14 protein-coding genes and 1 riboswitch are annotated in these 15,495 nt (G+C 63.0%); of the genes, 7 read left to right on the top strand and 7 right to left on the bottom strand.

The genetic code is table 11. The features are described from left to right. Window positions 1–46: 46 nt before the first annotated feature. The 3 genes from A6B35_RS06040 to A6B35_RS06030 all read left to right on the top strand — a co-directional run bounded on the left by A6B35_RS06040 (window position 47) and on the right by A6B35_RS06030 (window position 3,060). Window positions 47–1,570, top strand: a complete 1,524-nt coding sequence (locus tag A6B35_RS06040) for a DegQ family serine endoprotease (protein WP_006202330.1) — start codon at window positions 47–49, stop codon at window positions 1,568–1,570. Between the two features lie 135 nt (window positions 1,571–1,705). Next, a complete protein-coding gene (locus A6B35_RS06035) occupies window positions 1,706–2,317 on the top strand; it encodes a sulfite oxidase-like oxidoreductase (RefSeq protein WP_040582799.1) in 612 nt (203 codons plus the stop codon). Beyond that, window positions 2,314–3,060 carry a ferredoxin reductase gene (locus A6B35_RS06030; RefSeq protein WP_006202332.1) on the top strand — a complete coding sequence of 249 codons (747 nt, stop codon included), beginning with the start codon at window positions 2,314–2,316 and terminating at the stop codon, window positions 3,058–3,060. The genes A6B35_RS06035 and A6B35_RS06030 overlap by 4 nt, the downstream gene beginning before the upstream one ends. An 11-nt stretch (window positions 3,061–3,071) precedes the next feature. On the opposite strand, the gene A6B35_RS06025 is transcribed toward A6B35_RS06030, so the two are convergent. Both A6B35_RS06025 and A6B35_RS06020 read right to left on the bottom strand, forming a co-directional pair. After that, the gene (locus tag A6B35_RS06025) at window positions 3,072–4,172 is read right to left on the bottom strand and encodes an FAD-binding oxidoreductase (protein WP_040582812.1); all 1,101 of its coding nucleotides are present in this window, start codon (window positions 4,170–4,172) and stop codon (window positions 3,072–3,074) included. Between the two features lie 77 nt (window positions 4,173–4,249). Continuing rightward, the gene (locus A6B35_RS06020; protein WP_006202334.1) at window positions 4,250–5,497 is read right to left on the bottom strand and encodes an aromatic ring-hydroxylating oxygenase subunit alpha; all 1,248 of its coding nucleotides are present in this window, start codon (window positions 5,495–5,497) and stop codon (window positions 4,250–4,252) included. 114 nt (window positions 5,498–5,611) lie between these two features. Next, a riboswitch (cobalamin riboswitch) is annotated at window positions 5,612–5,813 on the bottom strand. A 522-nt stretch (window positions 5,814–6,335) separates the two neighbouring features. Between A6B35_RS06020 and A6B35_RS06015 the strand changes: the two genes are divergently transcribed. From A6B35_RS06015 to A6B35_RS06005, 3 genes are all read left to right on the top strand, one after another. Then, a complete protein-coding gene (locus A6B35_RS06015) occupies window positions 6,336–6,542 on the top strand; it encodes a DUF680 domain-containing protein (protein ID WP_006202335.1) in 207 nt (68 codons plus the stop codon). Window positions 6,543–6,612: 70 nt separating this feature from the next. Continuing rightward, entirely contained in the window at window positions 6,613–6,819 is a 207-nt protein-coding gene (locus A6B35_RS06010) for a DUF680 domain-containing protein (RefSeq protein ID WP_006202336.1), read from the top strand. 69 nt (window positions 6,820–6,888) lie between these two features. Continuing rightward, complete coding sequence (locus A6B35_RS06005) at window positions 6,889–7,128, top strand: DUF680 domain-containing protein (protein WP_006202337.1); 240 nt, start codon at window positions 6,889–6,891, stop codon at window positions 7,126–7,128. 182 nt (window positions 7,129–7,310) lie between these two features. On the opposite strand, the gene A6B35_RS06000 is transcribed toward A6B35_RS06005, so the two are convergent. The 5 genes from A6B35_RS06000 to A6B35_RS05980 form a co-directional block, all read right to left on the bottom strand. Further along, window positions 7,311–8,423 (bottom strand): ABC transporter ATP-binding protein, encoded by a 1,113-nt coding sequence (locus A6B35_RS06000; RefSeq protein WP_006202338.1) that lies wholly within the window; start codon window positions 8,421–8,423, stop codon window positions 7,311–7,313. A gap of 27 nt (window positions 8,424–8,450) precedes the next feature. After that, window positions 8,451–10,115: a beta-galactosidase BglA gene (gene bglA, locus A6B35_RS05995; RefSeq protein WP_040582801.1), complete on the bottom strand. Its 1,665-nt coding sequence runs from the start codon at window positions 10,113–10,115 to the stop codon at window positions 8,451–8,453. 5 nt (window positions 10,116–10,120) lie between these two features. Continuing rightward, window positions 10,121–11,275 (bottom strand): carbohydrate ABC transporter permease, encoded by a 1,155-nt coding sequence (locus A6B35_RS05990; RefSeq protein WP_006202340.1) that lies wholly within the window; start codon window positions 11,273–11,275, stop codon window positions 10,121–10,123. A 1-nt stretch (window position 11,276) separates the two neighbouring features. Then, window positions 11,277–12,290: a carbohydrate ABC transporter permease gene (locus tag A6B35_RS05985; protein ID WP_006202341.1), complete on the bottom strand. Its 1,014-nt coding sequence runs from the start codon at window positions 12,288–12,290 to the stop codon at window positions 11,277–11,279. 230 nt (window positions 12,291–12,520) lie between these two features. Continuing rightward, window positions 12,521–13,876, bottom strand: a complete 1,356-nt coding sequence (locus tag A6B35_RS05980; protein WP_006202342.1) for an ABC transporter substrate-binding protein — start codon at window positions 13,874–13,876, stop codon at window positions 12,521–12,523. A 362-nt stretch (window positions 13,877–14,238) separates the two neighbouring features. Here A6B35_RS05980 and A6B35_RS05975 point away from each other — a divergent pair, with 362 nt between their 5' ends. Further along, the gene (locus tag A6B35_RS05975) at window positions 14,239–15,261 is read left to right on the top strand and encodes a substrate-binding domain-containing protein (protein ID WP_006202343.1); all 1,023 of its coding nucleotides are present in this window, start codon (window positions 14,239–14,241) and stop codon (window positions 15,259–15,261) included. Window positions 15,262–15,495 lie beyond the last annotated feature (234 nt).

The raw sequence follows: 15,495 nt of genomic DNA, 5'->3' as shown, positions 1-15,495 counted from the left end.
GAAGCTGCCACGGCGCCGGATCAACTCTCGCCCGGACAGAACGACCATGTCAGATATCCTTCGCAGACATCGCGTCGCGGCCTTGCTGGGCGCTGCGCTGATCCTATCCCCCTTCGTGGTGTCCTTCGCAGACAGTGCGAACAATATGGGCGCAAGCAGCACCGTTCCGACAACCCAGACCCCCGTCGCCGGCATAAAGGCGCCGAACGGCTCGTTTGCTCCGATCGTGGCGGCCGACAAGCCGGCGGTGGTGACGGTCACCACCGTCATGAAAGCGCAGCCGGAAACGATGAGCGAAGACTCCCCCTTCGACGACTATTTCCGTCAGTTCTTCGGCGACCAGGCATCACCCATGCCCAAGACCCCGCCGCAACAACAGTCGCAGCGCGCGGAGGCGCTTGGGTCCGGCTTCATCGTCGGCTCGGATGGCACCATCGTCACCAACAATCATGTCATCGATGGCGCCACCTCGATCAAGGTGACGCTCGATGATGGCACCGAGCTTCCCGCCAAGCTGGTCGGCCGCGATGCCAAGAACGATCTCGCCGTGCTCAAGGTCAAGGCCGACAAGTCCCTGCCGACCGTCAAATGGGGCGATTCCGACAAGCTGATGCCGGGCGACCAGGTGCTGGCTTTCGGCAACCCATTCGGCATCGGCACCACCGTCACGGCCGGCATCGTCTCGGCGCGCGGCCGCGACCTGCACAGCGGCCCGTTCGACGACTTCATCCAGATCGACGCGCCGATCAACCACGGCAATTCCGGCGGCCCGCTGGTGGATGTCGCGGGCAATGTCGTCGGCATCAACGCGGCGATCTATTCGCCCAATGGCGGCAGCGTCGGCGTCGGCTTCGCCATCCCGTCTGACCAGGCCGAGAAGGTGGTCGCCAAGCTGATGAAGGGCGGCGACATCCAGTACGGCTATCTCGGCGTCCAGATCCAGGAGGTGACGCCGGACGTCGCCAGCGCCATGGGCCTTGACCATCCCGGCGGGGCGCTGGTTTCCGAGGTCACCGACGGATCGCCGGCCGCCAAGGCGGGCATCAAGACCGGCGACGTCATCACCGGCTTCGCCGGCCAGGAGATAAAGGATCCGAAAGACCTGTCGCGTGCCGTCGCCGACGTCGCGCCGGGTGCCAGGGAAACGCTCAATGTCTGGCGCAACGGCAAGGCCATGCAGATTTCAGCCGATGTCGGACGCAACAGCGATGATGCGAAGACCGCCGCGTCCGAGGGCAATGACGGCAAGTCCCAGGAACAGGCCTTGCGCGTGCCGTCACTCGGCCTCGGCCTCACCGACCTCACGCCGGATGTTCGCGAGCAGCTGAACCTGACCGACGACCAGCGCGGCGCCTTGGTCGAGCGCGTCAATCCGGACAAGGCGGCCTCGGCCGCCGGCATCCAGCCGGGCGATGTCATCGTCGGTGTCGACCAGACCCCGGTGAAGAACGCCAGGCAGGCAAACCAGGCGATCGCGCAGGCCGGCAAGTCCGGCAGGAAATCCGTGCTGTTGCTCGTCGATCGCGGTGACGCGCAGATCTTCGTCGCGGTGCCCTTCGCCGCCGGCTGAGGGTCGAGTTCGACAGGCTTGCCGCCATCGGCGGTGAGCTCATCGGGCCGCCCAAGATTCCTGTTGCCCGTCGGGATATCTTCGCGAACACTGGCTGCGGTCGATTTTCGAACGCAGCGCAAACGGATTGTCCCGATGGTTACCCGCGGCTTCTCTTCCGGGCGAAGGCCCCCGACGGATACGGACGCCCGCATCCCGCCCGGACAGTATCTCGAGCAAGGTTTTCCCGTGCTGTCGGCAGGGCCGACACCCCGCGTGCGCACCGAGGACTGGTCGTTCACGCTCAAGCACGGACCGCGGCCGATCAAGAAATGGAACTGGACTGAGTTCAATGCGCTGCCGTTGACCCGGATGACGCGCGACATCCATTGCGTGACCGCCTGGACCAAGTTCGACACGGCATGGCAAGGCGTGCTGGTCGACGACATCCTCGCCGATGCCGGCATCGAGCCGCCGACCGCCTTCACGCTGGCGCATTCGTTCGATGGCTATTCGACCAATGTGCCGGCGAAGGATCTTGTCGCCGGCAAGGCGATGGTGGCGCTGCTCTATGAGGGCAAGCCGATCACGCCGGACCATGGCGGGCCGGCGCGGCTGCTGGTGCCGCATCTCTATTTCTGGAAATCGGCCAAATGGCTGAACGGGGTACAGTTCACCGAGCGCGACGAGCCGGGCTTTTGGGAATTGCGCGGCTATCACATCTATGGCGACCCGTGGCGCGAGCAGCGCTACTCCGGCGACCCATGAGCGAGGCAGCGACGGCGCAATCGCCCTGGCAGACGGCGAAGATCATTCGCATCGAAAAGCGCACGCCGCGCGTCACCAGTTTTGTCTTCAAGCTGTCGCGGCCTTTCGTCCATCAGGCCGGACAGCATGTCGATGTCCGGCTGACGGCGCCGGATGGCTACCAGGCGCGCCGTTCCTATTCCATTGCTTCCGCGCCGGAGAGCGGCGGAACGATCGAGCTGGCGATCGAAAGGCTTGAGGATGGCGAGGTCTCGCCCTTCTTCCACGAGGTCGCAGTCGTCGGCGACGAGATCGAGCTGCGCGGGCCGCTCGGCGGCCATTTCGTCTGGTCTGACAGCGACGGCGGGCCATTGATCTTGGTCGGAGGCGGCTCCGGCGTGGTGCCGCTGATGGCGATGGTGCGCCACCGGACGGCGCGGAAATCTTCGGTGTCGGTCGCGTTGGTGTTTTCGGCGCGGATCTGGGACGAGGTGATCTTTCGCGACGAGCTGATCAAGCTCGACGACCGCCGCGACGGGTTCGACCTTGTGCTGACGCTGACGCGCGAGGCCGCACGGCGCCCCGAGGACTATTCGCGGCGGATCGACGCCCAGATGATGATGCAATCCATGGCGCGGCTGCCCGAGCCGCCGAGGCTTGCTTTCGTCTGCGGCTCGAACGCCTTCGTGTCAGCCGCCGCCCAGGCCTTGATCGATGCCGATGTCCCGCCGGGCCTCATCCGTACCGAGCGCTACGGCGTTTGAACCGCTACGCTTCAGGCCTCGATTTCGAGCGCCGACAGCGGCTTCGAGCAGCAAGCCAGGATAAAGCCGTCGTCGATCTCGTGATCGAGAATGCCGCCATTGTGGCTCATCTCGACGTCGCCCGAGACCTTCTTGACCTTGCAGGTTCCGCACAGGCCGAATTCGCAGGCCGCGGGGATCCTGACGCCCGAGGCGCGCGCCGTCTGCAGCACGGTCTGCCCGGCAACGCATTCGGCGTCGACATCCGAAAGCGCGAAGCGGATCGGGGTCACGGCCTCGGCAGGCACTCCGGTGCCGCCGTCCGCCGGGACGGCAAACGGCGCCGGTACTTCCTCGACCGCGGGAGCGGCGAAGCTTTCCTGGTGGTATCTGGCCATGTCGAAGCCCGAGGCTTCAAGCATGCCGCGCACCGCGCGCATGAACGGATCCGGGCCGCAGCAGAAGATCTCTCGCTCACGAAAGTCGGGCGCCAGCAGTGGCAAGCGGATGGCGTCGATACGGCCCATATGGCCGAACCAGCCTTCACGGCTTGACCGTTCCTCGATCATGAAGCCGAGCGACAGGCCGGGCATGCGGCTGCCCAGCAATTCGAGTTCCTTGCGGAAGATGATCTCTTCCGCTCGCCGGGCGCAGTTGACGAAGCCGACATCGGTCCATGGCGCGCAGTCGTTCAGCCAGCGCAGCATCGACATCATCGGCGTGACGCCGGAGCCGGCCGAGATGAACAGGTATTTCGCCGCAGGATGGCTGTGCAGCGAAAAGTCGCCCACCGGTCCATAGGCCTTCACGTGGGTGCCTGGCTTCAGATGATCGAACATCCAGCGCGTGCCGAGGCTGCCGGCCTGCGCCTTCACCGTCACCGCGATCGAAAACGGCCGCGACGGCGACGACGACAGCGTGTAGGTGCGCATCAGCGGGCCGCCGGCGGTTGGCAGTTCGAGCGTCACGAACTGGCCCGGCTTGTAGCGGAACCAGGTCTGGTTGTCGGAGCGGAAGGTGAAGGTCTTGACGTCGGGCGCCTCGTCGACGACGCCGATCACCTCCAGCACCTGCAGCCTGTCGTTCCAGGGCGCCATCTCGTCGAGGTGGCGGTAGAGGCCTAGATCGGTCATCGCGTTCATCCCCTCACCCTTCTTGTTCTGCACATGTCGTGATCCCAAAACCGCTCAACACTTTTGGGCGCCATGTGCTAGGCGACGCTGCGCAGCGCCGGCCGGCCGCCTTCGGCAAGGCGCGGGCCGATGAAGGCCGCGTACCATTCGACGAACTGGATGACGCCGCCCTCATGCAGCTCCGAATAGGGGCCGGGCTCGTAGGCGGGCGACAGGATGCCGAAGGCGTTCTCCTCGACGATGCGGCGGTCCTGGTCGTTGGTTTCGGTCCAGACATGGGTGAGCTCTTCGAGACTGTAGTCGACGCCCTCGACCGCATCCTTGTGCACCAGCCACTTCGTCGTCACCGCGGTTTCCGTGGCGCTGATCGGCAGCACGCGGAAGGTGACGGCATGGTCGCCGAGGATGTGATTCCATGTCGTCGGATAGTGGTAGAGGAGCAAGGAGCCGATGCGGTCGGTTGAAACGCTGTCGGACAGGTTCTTCTTCACCGCCCGCTTGCCCGTCATCGTGTAGCTGACCGCATCGCGCAGCAGCGGCGCGCGCGTGGCGCGGTACTGCCCGGCCGGGTCGATGCGGAACCTGCTCGGCAGGCCCGCCGCCTCGCATTTCGCCCAGTGGGCAAGCATCTCGGGGTCACTCTCAGCGCCGTTAACGCCGGTTACGGTCGGTGCCTCGGGGAAGGTTTTGCAAAGTTCGGGATGGTTACCGGCGCAGTGATAGCACTCGCGGTTGTTTTCCCAGACGAGCTTCCAGTTGCCCTTTTCGACGATGGTCGATTCGAAGGCGACCTTGGCCTCGCGCAGTCGGTGCGGCAAGAGATAGGGCTCGACCAGGGCGCGCATCGGCGCGAAGTCCGCCGGCTCCTTGGCCAGGCAGATGAAGATGTAGCCGCCGACGCTTTCGCAAGCGACCGGCTTCAGGCTGAACTGGCTCTTGTCGAAACCATCGGCCATCTGGCGGGCGAACAACAGCCTTCCGTCGAGTTCGTAGGTCCACTGGTGATAGGGACAGACCAGCTTTGCCGCCGTGCCCTTCTCGGTGTTGCAGACGCGACTGCCGCGATGGCGGCAGGAATTGTGAAAGGCGTTGATCTTGCCTTGCTGGTCGCGCACCAGCACGACCGGATAGTCGCCGATCTGGGCGGTGATGAAGCTGCCGGGCTTCGGCAGTTCGCAGTCATGGCCTATGAACAGCCAGTCGCGATACCAGATCAGTTCCATGTCGAGCTTGAAGAAATCGGCGTCGGTGTAAAAGGGCTGTTCCAGCGAGTAGCCCTGCTTGCGGCTGTGCAGCAGCCTCAGCATGTCGTTGCGCGCATCCATGTCCTGTCCTCGTGTTCAAGGACTGAACTGGTGGTGATGGAGGAAAGATTAGCGGCAACCCGGCGCCAGGCCAGACATGCACCATCCACCTCTTGACCGCCCACCGCGATCAGTCGAGTCTAGAAATCTCGGGCTGGTTTCCGGGCTCTGGAGTGTCCTTGCGGACGGTCGCGACACCTTCCCAGGCTTCTGGCCCAGTGGTCTCCCGTTGCGACTTGAACTCCACCACCGTTGCGGGGGCAGCGCCGGGTTTTGACCGGCTTCCCAATTCTCCGCTTCGTCGTCACCAAGCGGCACCTGAGATGCCATGATCTAATCACGACGGCCGGTTCGGTGTCGGCATGAAAGCGACATCGCATCCATGCGGGCGCGACACGGAAGGTGAATACCGCAGCCATCTCCTGCAGGCCGATCTTCTGGAGGCCGACCTTCGCTTTTGCCGCACTGGCGCCGTCACGAATCGCCCGCCTATCGGGCTTAGCCGGCGTCAAGGTTGGTTAACAGTATCGAAAAGTGACTATTAGAGGATTCTAAAATCGAACCGAACGGTTCGTTTCTGTTGACGGTGCGTGCAGGACAGTGTGAACGCTGGCACTCCGACACAGTTGGTGATGCATAAGTGGATTTTTATAACCAATTGATAAAGTTGATAAAAGTCTCGGTGGTAGCAGGCTCTGGTACAATTTCAAGATGCAGAGTCATGGTCCAATCGGAACAACTTCGTGATTGGAAACCGCCACCTGGCTTTCCCACATCGGGGCTGTCCGAACGACGCGATTTCCTTCCCAAGACACGCCGCTAGACGGACGGAAAAGCTAAAATACTGGAGTATTAAAAAATGAAAAAGATTGTTCTCACTGCCGCCGCCCTTCTGGCCATTTCCGGCAGCGCCTTCGCTGGTAGCGACAATTATGGTTCCAACAGTGCGAACCAGCCTGCCGCCACGGTCGACAGCTCGCACACCGCTTCGATCAAGAAGCCGGCTCATGCCGACAACCAGCCCGTCGTTCAGGGCAGCGACCGTAACCTCTTCGGCAACAACTAAGCCTGTCTCCGGCTAAGAAGCGGCAGGCAGGGCCTGCCGCCCGGGACATCAAAATTCAGGAATATTTGACATGAAAAAGTTCATCCTTGCCACCGCCGCCGTTCTGGCCATTTCCGGCAGCGCTTTCGCCGGCAGCGACAACTATGGCTCCAAAGGCTCCAACCAGCCGGCTGCTGCAGTCGACAGCTCGTACACCGCTTCGATCAAGAAGTCGGAGCCGGCTGCCGAGAAGCCTGCCAACCAGGGCAGCGACCGCAACCTGTTCGGCAACAACTAACAGCCGATCCCATCCGCAAGGCGGGGCTTGCCCGCCGTGCTTGTGGATACGAAATCCAGGAGTCCTAAAATGAAGAAGATCGCTCTTACCGCCGCCGCGCTTCTGATCGCCGCCGGCAGCGCCTATGCCCGCAACGACAATGTTGGTTCGAGTGCCGTCAACAAGCAGACGACCGCCAACATCGACACCACGCAGACCTCGTCGGTGCGCAACACCGAGTCGCCGGTCTACAAGCTGCTGAATTCGTCGGGCGACGTGCAAAAGTCAGCTCCCCAGGGCAGCGACCGCAACCTCTTCGGCAATCACTAACCGCCGAAGTTGCTAGCAAAACAAGAGCGGCGGGCCTGGCCCGCCGCTCTTGTTTCTATGCGATGCCGAATGGCCTGACGTTAGAGCGGTTCATCATTTCACGGAAACGCGGAACCGCTCTATCTCTTTGTTTTTACGCAATTCCGGACGGAAAACCGTTTCACACTTTTCCTGGAATTGCTCTAGGCCGCCTTCACTTCCGGCGCGTGGAGCGAGAAGGAGTGGCCGTCCGCGTCGAAGATATGCAGGTCGCCGGCGTCCGCGCTCAGCCGCAGTGTCGCCCCGCGCTTGACCTCGACATTGCCCGGCATCTTCGTCACCAGCGGCAGGTCGGCGCGGCCGATATCGACATAGACGAGCTGAACCTCGCCGAGCTGCTCGACATAGTCCACCGTTCCCTCGAACAGATAGTCCGTGCCGGTAGCAATCACCAGATCCTCCGGCCGCACGCCGAAGCTCACCGCAGCGCCTTTTGCAGACGCCGGCGTGGCGATCGGCACCGTTGCCTTGCGGCCGCCGACATGGCTGACGACGGTCGGGTTTCCGGTCTTGTCGACCGTCGCCGGCAGGATGTTCATGGCCGGTGAGCCGATGAACTGGGCGACAAACAGATTGCCTGGCCGCTTGTAGAGCTCCATCGGCGTGCCGACCTGCTCGATATGACCTTCCTTGAGCACGACGATGCGGTCGGCCAGCGTCATCGCCTCGACCTGGTCGTGGGTGACGTAGATCATCGTCGTATTCGGCATCGATTCCTTCAGCTTGGCGATCTCGATGCGGGTGGCGACACGGAGTGCCGCGTCGAGGTTCGACAGCGGTTCGTCGAACAGGAACACTTTCGGATTGCGCACGATGGCGCGGCCGATGGCGACGCGCTGGCGCTGGCCGCCCGACATCGCCTTGGGCAGGCGGTCGAGATATTTGGTCAGCTGCAGGATCTCGGCCGCCTGCCGCACGCGCTTGTCGATCTCGGCCTTGCTTTCCTTGCCGATCTTCATCGAGAAGGCCATGTTGTCGTAGACCGTCATGTGCGGGTAGAGCGCATAGGACTGGAACACCATGGCGATGCCGCGCTTCGACGGCGGCACGTCGTTCACCACTTCACCGGCAATCTTGAGCTCACCGGAGGTGATCTCCTCGAGCCCGGCGATGGACCTCAGCAAGGTCGACTTGCCGCAACCCGAAGGGCCGACAAAGACGATGAACTCGCCCGACTTTATGTCGAGGTCGATGCCGTGGAGAATGTGCAGATTGCCGTATGATTTCTTCACCTGTCTCAGCGTGACATCGGCCATGATTTCCTCCCTGTGGTTCTCTGCGAATTAATCGATGCGCCCGAACCAGGCGCCGTAGCCGCCGAGGCGGACCGAGCCTGTGCCAGACTGTCCTGAAAAGCCGTGCCCGGCCAAGGGCTGCAGCGCCTGGCCGCCGAGGGCGACCTCGGCCGGCTTGCTGCCCAGGTTGAAGACGCAGACGACCTGCTCGTTGCCCTCGCGGCGGGTGAAGGCGACGGTGTCGCCCTCGCTTTCGATGAAGGTGATGTCGCCCTTGGCTAGCGCCGGATGCTGGCGGCGAAAGGCGAGAAAGCGCCGGTAGTGCTCGAGCAGCGAGTTGACGTCGCCCTGCTGCACGTTGACCGCTTGCGAGAGATGCTTGCCTGGCACCGGCAGCCAGGGCTTGGCGGTCGAGAAGCCGCCGTTCCTGGCGGCGGCATCCCATACCATCGGCGTGCGGCAGCCATCGCGGCCCTTGAACTCCGGCCAGAAGCGGATGCCGTAGGGATCCTGCAGGTCCTCGAACTGGAGCTCCGCCTCGCCCAGCCCGAGCTCCTCGCCCTGATAGATGCAGACCGAACCGCGCAGCGACATCAGCAGTGCCGAGATGACCTTGAGATAGGCGGTCGGATCGACTTCGCCGGCGGCCCAGCGCGAGGCCGGCCGCATCACGTCGTGATTGGAGAAGGCCCAGCATGACCAGCCATCGCTGGCGACCTTGCCGAAGGCTTCCAGAACCGAGCGTACCTTGGCGGCGCTGATCTTTTCAGGCGCCAGGAAGTCGAACGAATAGCACATATGCACGCGTTTGCCGCCGGCGGTGTAGGCCGCCACCACTTCCAGCCCGCGCTGCGAATCGCCGACTTCGCCGACCGCGGCCTGTGCCGGATACTCGTCGAGCAACGCGCGGAAGCGTTCCAGAAAACCGAGGTTTTCGGGGCGGCTCTTGTCGTAGAGATGGTCCTGGTAATTGTAGGGGTTGACCGCCGGCGCCGTCTGGTCGTTGCGCTCTTCCGGCGGCAGCGGCGGGTTGTTCTCCAGCCCTTGGCTGTGGAAGTAGAAATTGATGGTGTCGAGGCGGAAACCGTCGACGCCGCGCTCCAGCCAGAAGCGGGTGACGTCGAGCAGTGCGTCCTGGACTTCCGAGTTGTGGAAGTTGAGATCGGGCTGCTCGGCCAGGAAATTGTGCAGGTAGTATTGCTGGCGGCTGGTGTCCCACTGCCAGGCCGAACCTCCGAAGATCGACAGCCAATTGTTGGGCGGCGTGCCGTCGGGTTTTGCATCGGCCCAGACATACCAGTCGGCCTTTGCATTGGTGCGGCTCGAGCGGCTTTCCTTGAACCACGGATGGATGTCGGCGGTGTGCGACAGCACCTCGTCGATCATCACCTTGAGGCCCAGCCGGTGCGCTTCCGCCGTCAGCGCGTCGAAATCGGCCAGCGTGCCGAACATCGGGTCGACGTCGCAATAGTCCGACACGTCGTAGCCGAAATCCTTCATCGGCGACTTGAAGAAGGGCGAGATCCAGATGGCGTCAACGCCGAGCGATGCGATGTAGGGCAGCCGTTGGACAATGCCTTTAAGGTCGCCGATGCCGTCGCTGTTGGAGTCCTGATAGGAACGCGGATAGATCTGGTAGATCACCGCGCCCCGCCACCAGTCACGATCGACGGCGGGGTCCGGTCTGGATGTCACCTTCAAAGCCGATTGCATTACTCTCAACCTCCTTTCACCGAGCCGGCAAGCAGCCCGCGTACGAAATAGCGCTGCAGCGAGAAGAACACGATCAGCGGCACGATAATGGTCACGAACGCCGATGTCGTGAGGATCTCCCAGTCGCCGCCGCGCGAGCCGAGCAACGCGTTGAGCTTGGCGGTCAGCACGATCTGATCCCCCTCGGTACCAAGGAAAACCATCGCGACCAGGAGATCGTTCCATACCCACAGGAATTGGAAGATGGCAAACGAGGCGAGCACCGGGAACGACAGCGGCAGCACGATCTTGACGAAAATCTCGAAATCGCTGGCGCCGTCGATGCGCGCCGATTCCATGATCTCGCGCGGCAGGCCGGCAATGTAGCTCCTGAGCAGATAGATGGCGAAGGGCAGGCCGAAGCCGGTATGCGCAAGCCAGATGCCCAGATAGGTCTTCGACGGCACGCCGAAGAAGGTACCGACGCCGTTGTAGAGCTTCAGCAGCGGGATCAGCGACATCTGCAGCGGCACGACCAGCAGGCCGATGATGACGGCTATCAGCAACGCCCGGCCGGGAAAGCGCATCCAGGCCAGCGCGTAGGCGGCGAAGGCCGCGATCAGGATCGGGATGACAGTCGCCGGAATGGTGACGGTGAGCGAGTTCATGAAGGAGCGGCCGATGCCTTCCGAAAACAGCACCGTCCGGTAGTTGTCGGTGGTGAATTTCGGCGGTGCCGACGACGCATAATAGACGCGCTGGCCGCGATCGCCCTCGAAGGCTTTTGGCGAGCCCATGACGAAGGTGCCGTCGGCGTTGAGCTGCAAGGTCACGCCGTCGCCGAGATCGGCGGTCGTGCCGGCCGGATATTGCGTCGGTGCGGCCGACTTGACGCCGAAGGCGCTGATGTTGCGGGCAGCACCCTCACCGAAGATATTGCCGGCAAGCACGAACTTGCCGTCCTTCTCGACTTGCGCCGAGGCCGGCGGCAATCGGCCGGCTTCGGTCTGGCTGGAGCTGGCGAACGAGTTCCACCAGCCGGAAGCGATGATCTGGTCCTTGTCGCGCAGCGACGAGACGAGGATGCCGAGCGTCGGCACGGTCCAGATCGCCACGAAGATCAGCACCGCGATGTGGACGCCGAAGCGGCTGGCAAACGACTTTCCGGTTGCGACGGCCATCTCAGTGCCCTCCCGTCTCTTTGTTGGCCTGGCGGATGTTCCAGACCATGATCGGAATGACGGCGATCATGATGATGATGGCGATGGTGGCGCCGCGGCCGAAATCACCGCCGCCGCGGAACATCCAGTCGAACATCAGATTGGCCAGCACCTGGCTGTTCCACTGTCCATTGGTCATGGTCAGCACGATGTCGAACACCTTCAGCACCAGGATGGTAATGGTGGTCCACACCACCGCGATCGTGCCCCAGATCTGCGGCACCATGATCTTCCAGAAGATCTGGAACGGGTTGGCGCCGTCGATGACAGCGGCCTCCAGCGTCTCTTCCGGAATACCGCGCAGCGCCGATGACAGGATGACCATGGCAAAGCCGGTCTGGATCCAGATCAGGATGATCATCAGGAAGAAATTGTTCCAGAACGGCAGCGATATCCAGACCTGCGGCTGGCCGCCGAAATACTGGATGATGGCGTTGAGCAGGCCGATCTGCACCTGGCCCTCGCCGCGATATTCGTAGATGAACTTCCAGATGACGCTGGCGCCGACGAAGGAGATCGCCAGCGGCAGGAAGATCAGGCTCTTGGCGATCGTGCCCCACCAGATCTTGTCGGTGAGCACGGCGATGATCAGCCCGAGGAAGGTACAGGCGGCCGGCACCACCGCCAGCCAGACGATGTTGTTGAGGATCGAGTTGCGGAATTCGCGGTCGCCGAATGCCCATTCGTAGTTGGCGAAGCCGACGAAACTGCCGCCGCCGCGATCGAGGAAAGACAGCCTCAGCGTCTCGACCACCGGGTAGATGAGATAGATGGTGAGGATGATCATGGCCGGGCCTACGAACAGCCAGGGACGGATCATTCCTTGCCGGCGCAGATTGTCGATGGCTGCTGCACCCTGGACCCCGCGCGACGGGAAAATAATGTCCACAAGCTTGTTGGCGCCCCAGAAATAGGCGACGCAGCCGCCGACGCCGATGATGATGACGAATATGGCCGAAAAAATCTGAGCCGCCATGGGTCCCTCTCCCCTGCGCATGATCCGCCACTCGAGAAAGAGCTTGGCGACGGGATCATGAGCCGATTCAGTTGTGAAGCGCGAGCGGGTGCCGGGCAGGTTCTCGCCGCGGCAGGCCACGCTTCATGCCGGAACTCTATGCTTCACGAAAACGCTACAGTTGGCCGAAGGTCGGACCCGGGCTTCGAGGCCCGGATCCAGTCAGGACGGGTAAGCCCGCGATCGACGACTTACTTGATCGCGTCCCAGCTCTTCTGGATGTCGGTGGCGACATCCTGGGCCGACTTGCCGCCGACCAGGTCGATCATGCCAGTCCAGAAGGAACCGGCGCCGATCTTGCCCGGCATCAGGTCGGAGCCGTCGAAGCGGAAGGTCGAGGCGTTGGCCAGGATCTCGCCCTGCTTCCTCAGCGCGTCGCTGGCATAGGCTTCCTTGTTGACCGACTTGAACGGCGTCACAAAGCCGCCCTGGGCCATCCAGATCTCATGCGCCAGCGGCATCTTCAGGAATTCGATGAACGCGCGCGCCGCCTTGGAGTCCTTGGTGATCATGGCCAGCGTGCCGGCACCGAGAACCGGCGTGCCAAGCTCAGGCTTGGAAGCGTAAGGCGGGAAGTAGAAGAAGTCGGCGTCCTGCCCCACCTTGGTGCCCTCAGGGAAGAAGGTCGGGATGAACGATGCCTGGTGGTGCAGATAGCATTTCGGCGGCACCGCGAAGAGGCCTTTCGGGCTGTCGCGGAAGTCGGTCGCGGCAACCGCCTTGGCGCCGCCGTCGACCATCTTGTCGTCGGTGGCGATCTTGCCGAAAATGTCGATGGCGTTGACGACCGCCGGGTCGTTGAACGGGATCTCGCTCTTCACCCACTTGTCGTAGGTTTCAGGCGGCTGGGTGCGCAGCATGATGTCTTCGACCCAGTCGGTCGCCGGCCAGCCGGTGGCACCGCCGGAGCCGAGCCCGATGCACCAGGGCGTGCCGCCGTCGGCGATGATCTTCTTTTCAAGCTCGGCCAGTTCTTCCTGCGTCTTCGGCACCTTGTATCCGGCTTCCTCGAAATTGTCCGGCGAGTACCAGACCAGCGATTTCACGTCGGCCTTGTAAGGGAAGGCGAAGAAGCCGGGCTTGCCGTCCTTGTCCTTGAACGTGCCGAGGTCGACCCAGGATTGGCCGGCACCGTAATTGTCCTTGACCCATTTGGCGGTGTCGTCGCCGAGCGGCGTCAAAAGGCCCTTGGAGGCCAGGTCCTGGATCAGGCCGGGCTGCGGCAGCACGGCGATGTTGGGCGGGCTGCCGGCCTGGGTGTCGATGACGATCTGCTGTTCGTAGTTCTCGGACGAGGAGTATTTGATCTCGACGCCGGTGGCGTCCTGGAAATATTCGAGAACGGTGCGGATAAGGCCCTCGTCCTCGCCGCGCCACGGCCCGAAGATGGTCAGCGTCTCACCCTTGAGGTCGACCTTCTTCAGCTCTTCGTAGTTCGCCCAGTTGAAGCGCGGGTCCTCGCCCGGCTTGAACTTCAGTTCGGCTTGCGCCGGCAGGCTCAGGGCGAGCGTCGCAAACGCGGCGCCCAGCAGAAGCATTTTCTTCATCGCTATTCCTCCCAGTGGTCATGAACACCCGGACGGAACCTCCATTCCGCCCGCCGACGCCGCAGGACTGTGACTCAGTCAGAAAGGAACCGCAACCTTTCGAAGAGTCTTCCAAAGCGCTTTGGTCTTTTCGATCTCGCCACTGAATCGCTCGCGAGTCAAGAGGGTGGCTGGCTAATCGATTTAGTTTTGGCAAATAAGCGACGACTAAACTGCACTGCAGCACAGTTTTATGGCGGCGCAACAGCAATTCTGCTTCAAACTGGCCAGACCAGTGCGTATGCTCGCTCTGTTCGGCAGCGCCAGCCTTGGCGCCGGCTCGGATTCAAAATTAAAAGCGCTTTGAGGCTTGGAGGCCTCCGGTGAACCTGAAGCAGCTCTCGCATATGTTGGCGCTTTCGCAGACGACGGTAAGCCGCGCGCTGAACGGCTATCCGGAAGTCAACGAGGAAACGCGGCGCCGCGTGATGGACGCAGCCAAGCGCCACGGCTACCGCCCCAATCCGAGCGCGCGCCGGCTGGCGACCGGCAAGACCGGGATGATCGGCTATGTGCTGCCAACGGGTGCTGCCGTCGAGATCGACCCGCATTTCGTCGAGTTCCTCTCGGGCCTCGGCGACTATGCCCGTTCGCACGAACTCGACCTGGTGCTGTCCCCGGCTGACGCCGACGACCAGGAGACCACCTACCGCCGCATCGTCGCCAACCGGCAGGTCGACGCCGTCTACATTTCCTCGCCGCGGCCAGTTGACCGGCGAGTGGCGTTGCTCAATACGCTCGGCATCCCTTTCATCGTCCACGGCCGCAGCGAAGGCTTCGGCTTCGACTACCCCTTCACCGACATCGACAATGAAGGCGCCTTCCACGAAGCGGCGCGGCTGCTGATCCAGCTCGGCCACCGGCGGCTGGCACTGATCAATGGCGACGACCGCGAGACCTTCGCCATCCATCGCGAGCGTGGCATGCGCCGGGCACTCACCGCCAGCGGCCTGACGCTCGGCGAGCGCCATATCTGCTCCGTCACTATGACCGAGGAGAACGGTTATCGCGCCGCCCGGCGCCTGCTCGAGCAGAGCGAGCCGCCGACGGCGATCGCCTGCTCCAGCCTGATCATGGCGCTGGGCGTGGTGCGCGCGGTGCGCGACCTCGGCCTGACCATCCCAGGCGACCTGTCACTGATCGCCCATGACGACGTTTTTCCTTGGCTAAGGCCTGAGAACTTTTCCGTGCCGCTGTCGACGACACGATCGTCGATCCGCCTCGCCGGCGCGCGCGTCGCCGAGCGGCTGGCGGCGCGAATATCAGGGCTGGAAGAGGGTGCGCGCGGCGAAGTCTGGCCGGTCGATCTGGTGGTCAGGGGATCGGTCGCCGGCGCGCCGGTTTAGGATCGTGTAGCCTGTGCCGCCGGGCGCACAGATCGAGAACCCAGCAGCGGTCGGGCTTGCCAGTCTGGCTCGATAGGCGTGGTGGAACTATCGACGACATCCCGAGTCGGGTCGATCGTTCTGCTCAATACGCCCGCGTGTGACGCAGACATAAAACCTCGCTGACACTGTCCGTGCTTGACCCAGAAGCGGACCTTGGCCAACGCTGGTCCGCGGCCGTCTCTTTCCAGATCG

It is taken from the genome of Mesorhizobium amorphae CCNWGS0123 (assembly GCF_001686985.1).
GTDB lineage: Bacteria > Pseudomonadota > Alphaproteobacteria > Rhizobiales > Rhizobiaceae > Mesorhizobium > Mesorhizobium amorphae.
The sequence above is the reverse complement of the archived record's forward strand: the minus strand, read 5'-3'. Positions and strand labels throughout refer to the sequence as shown.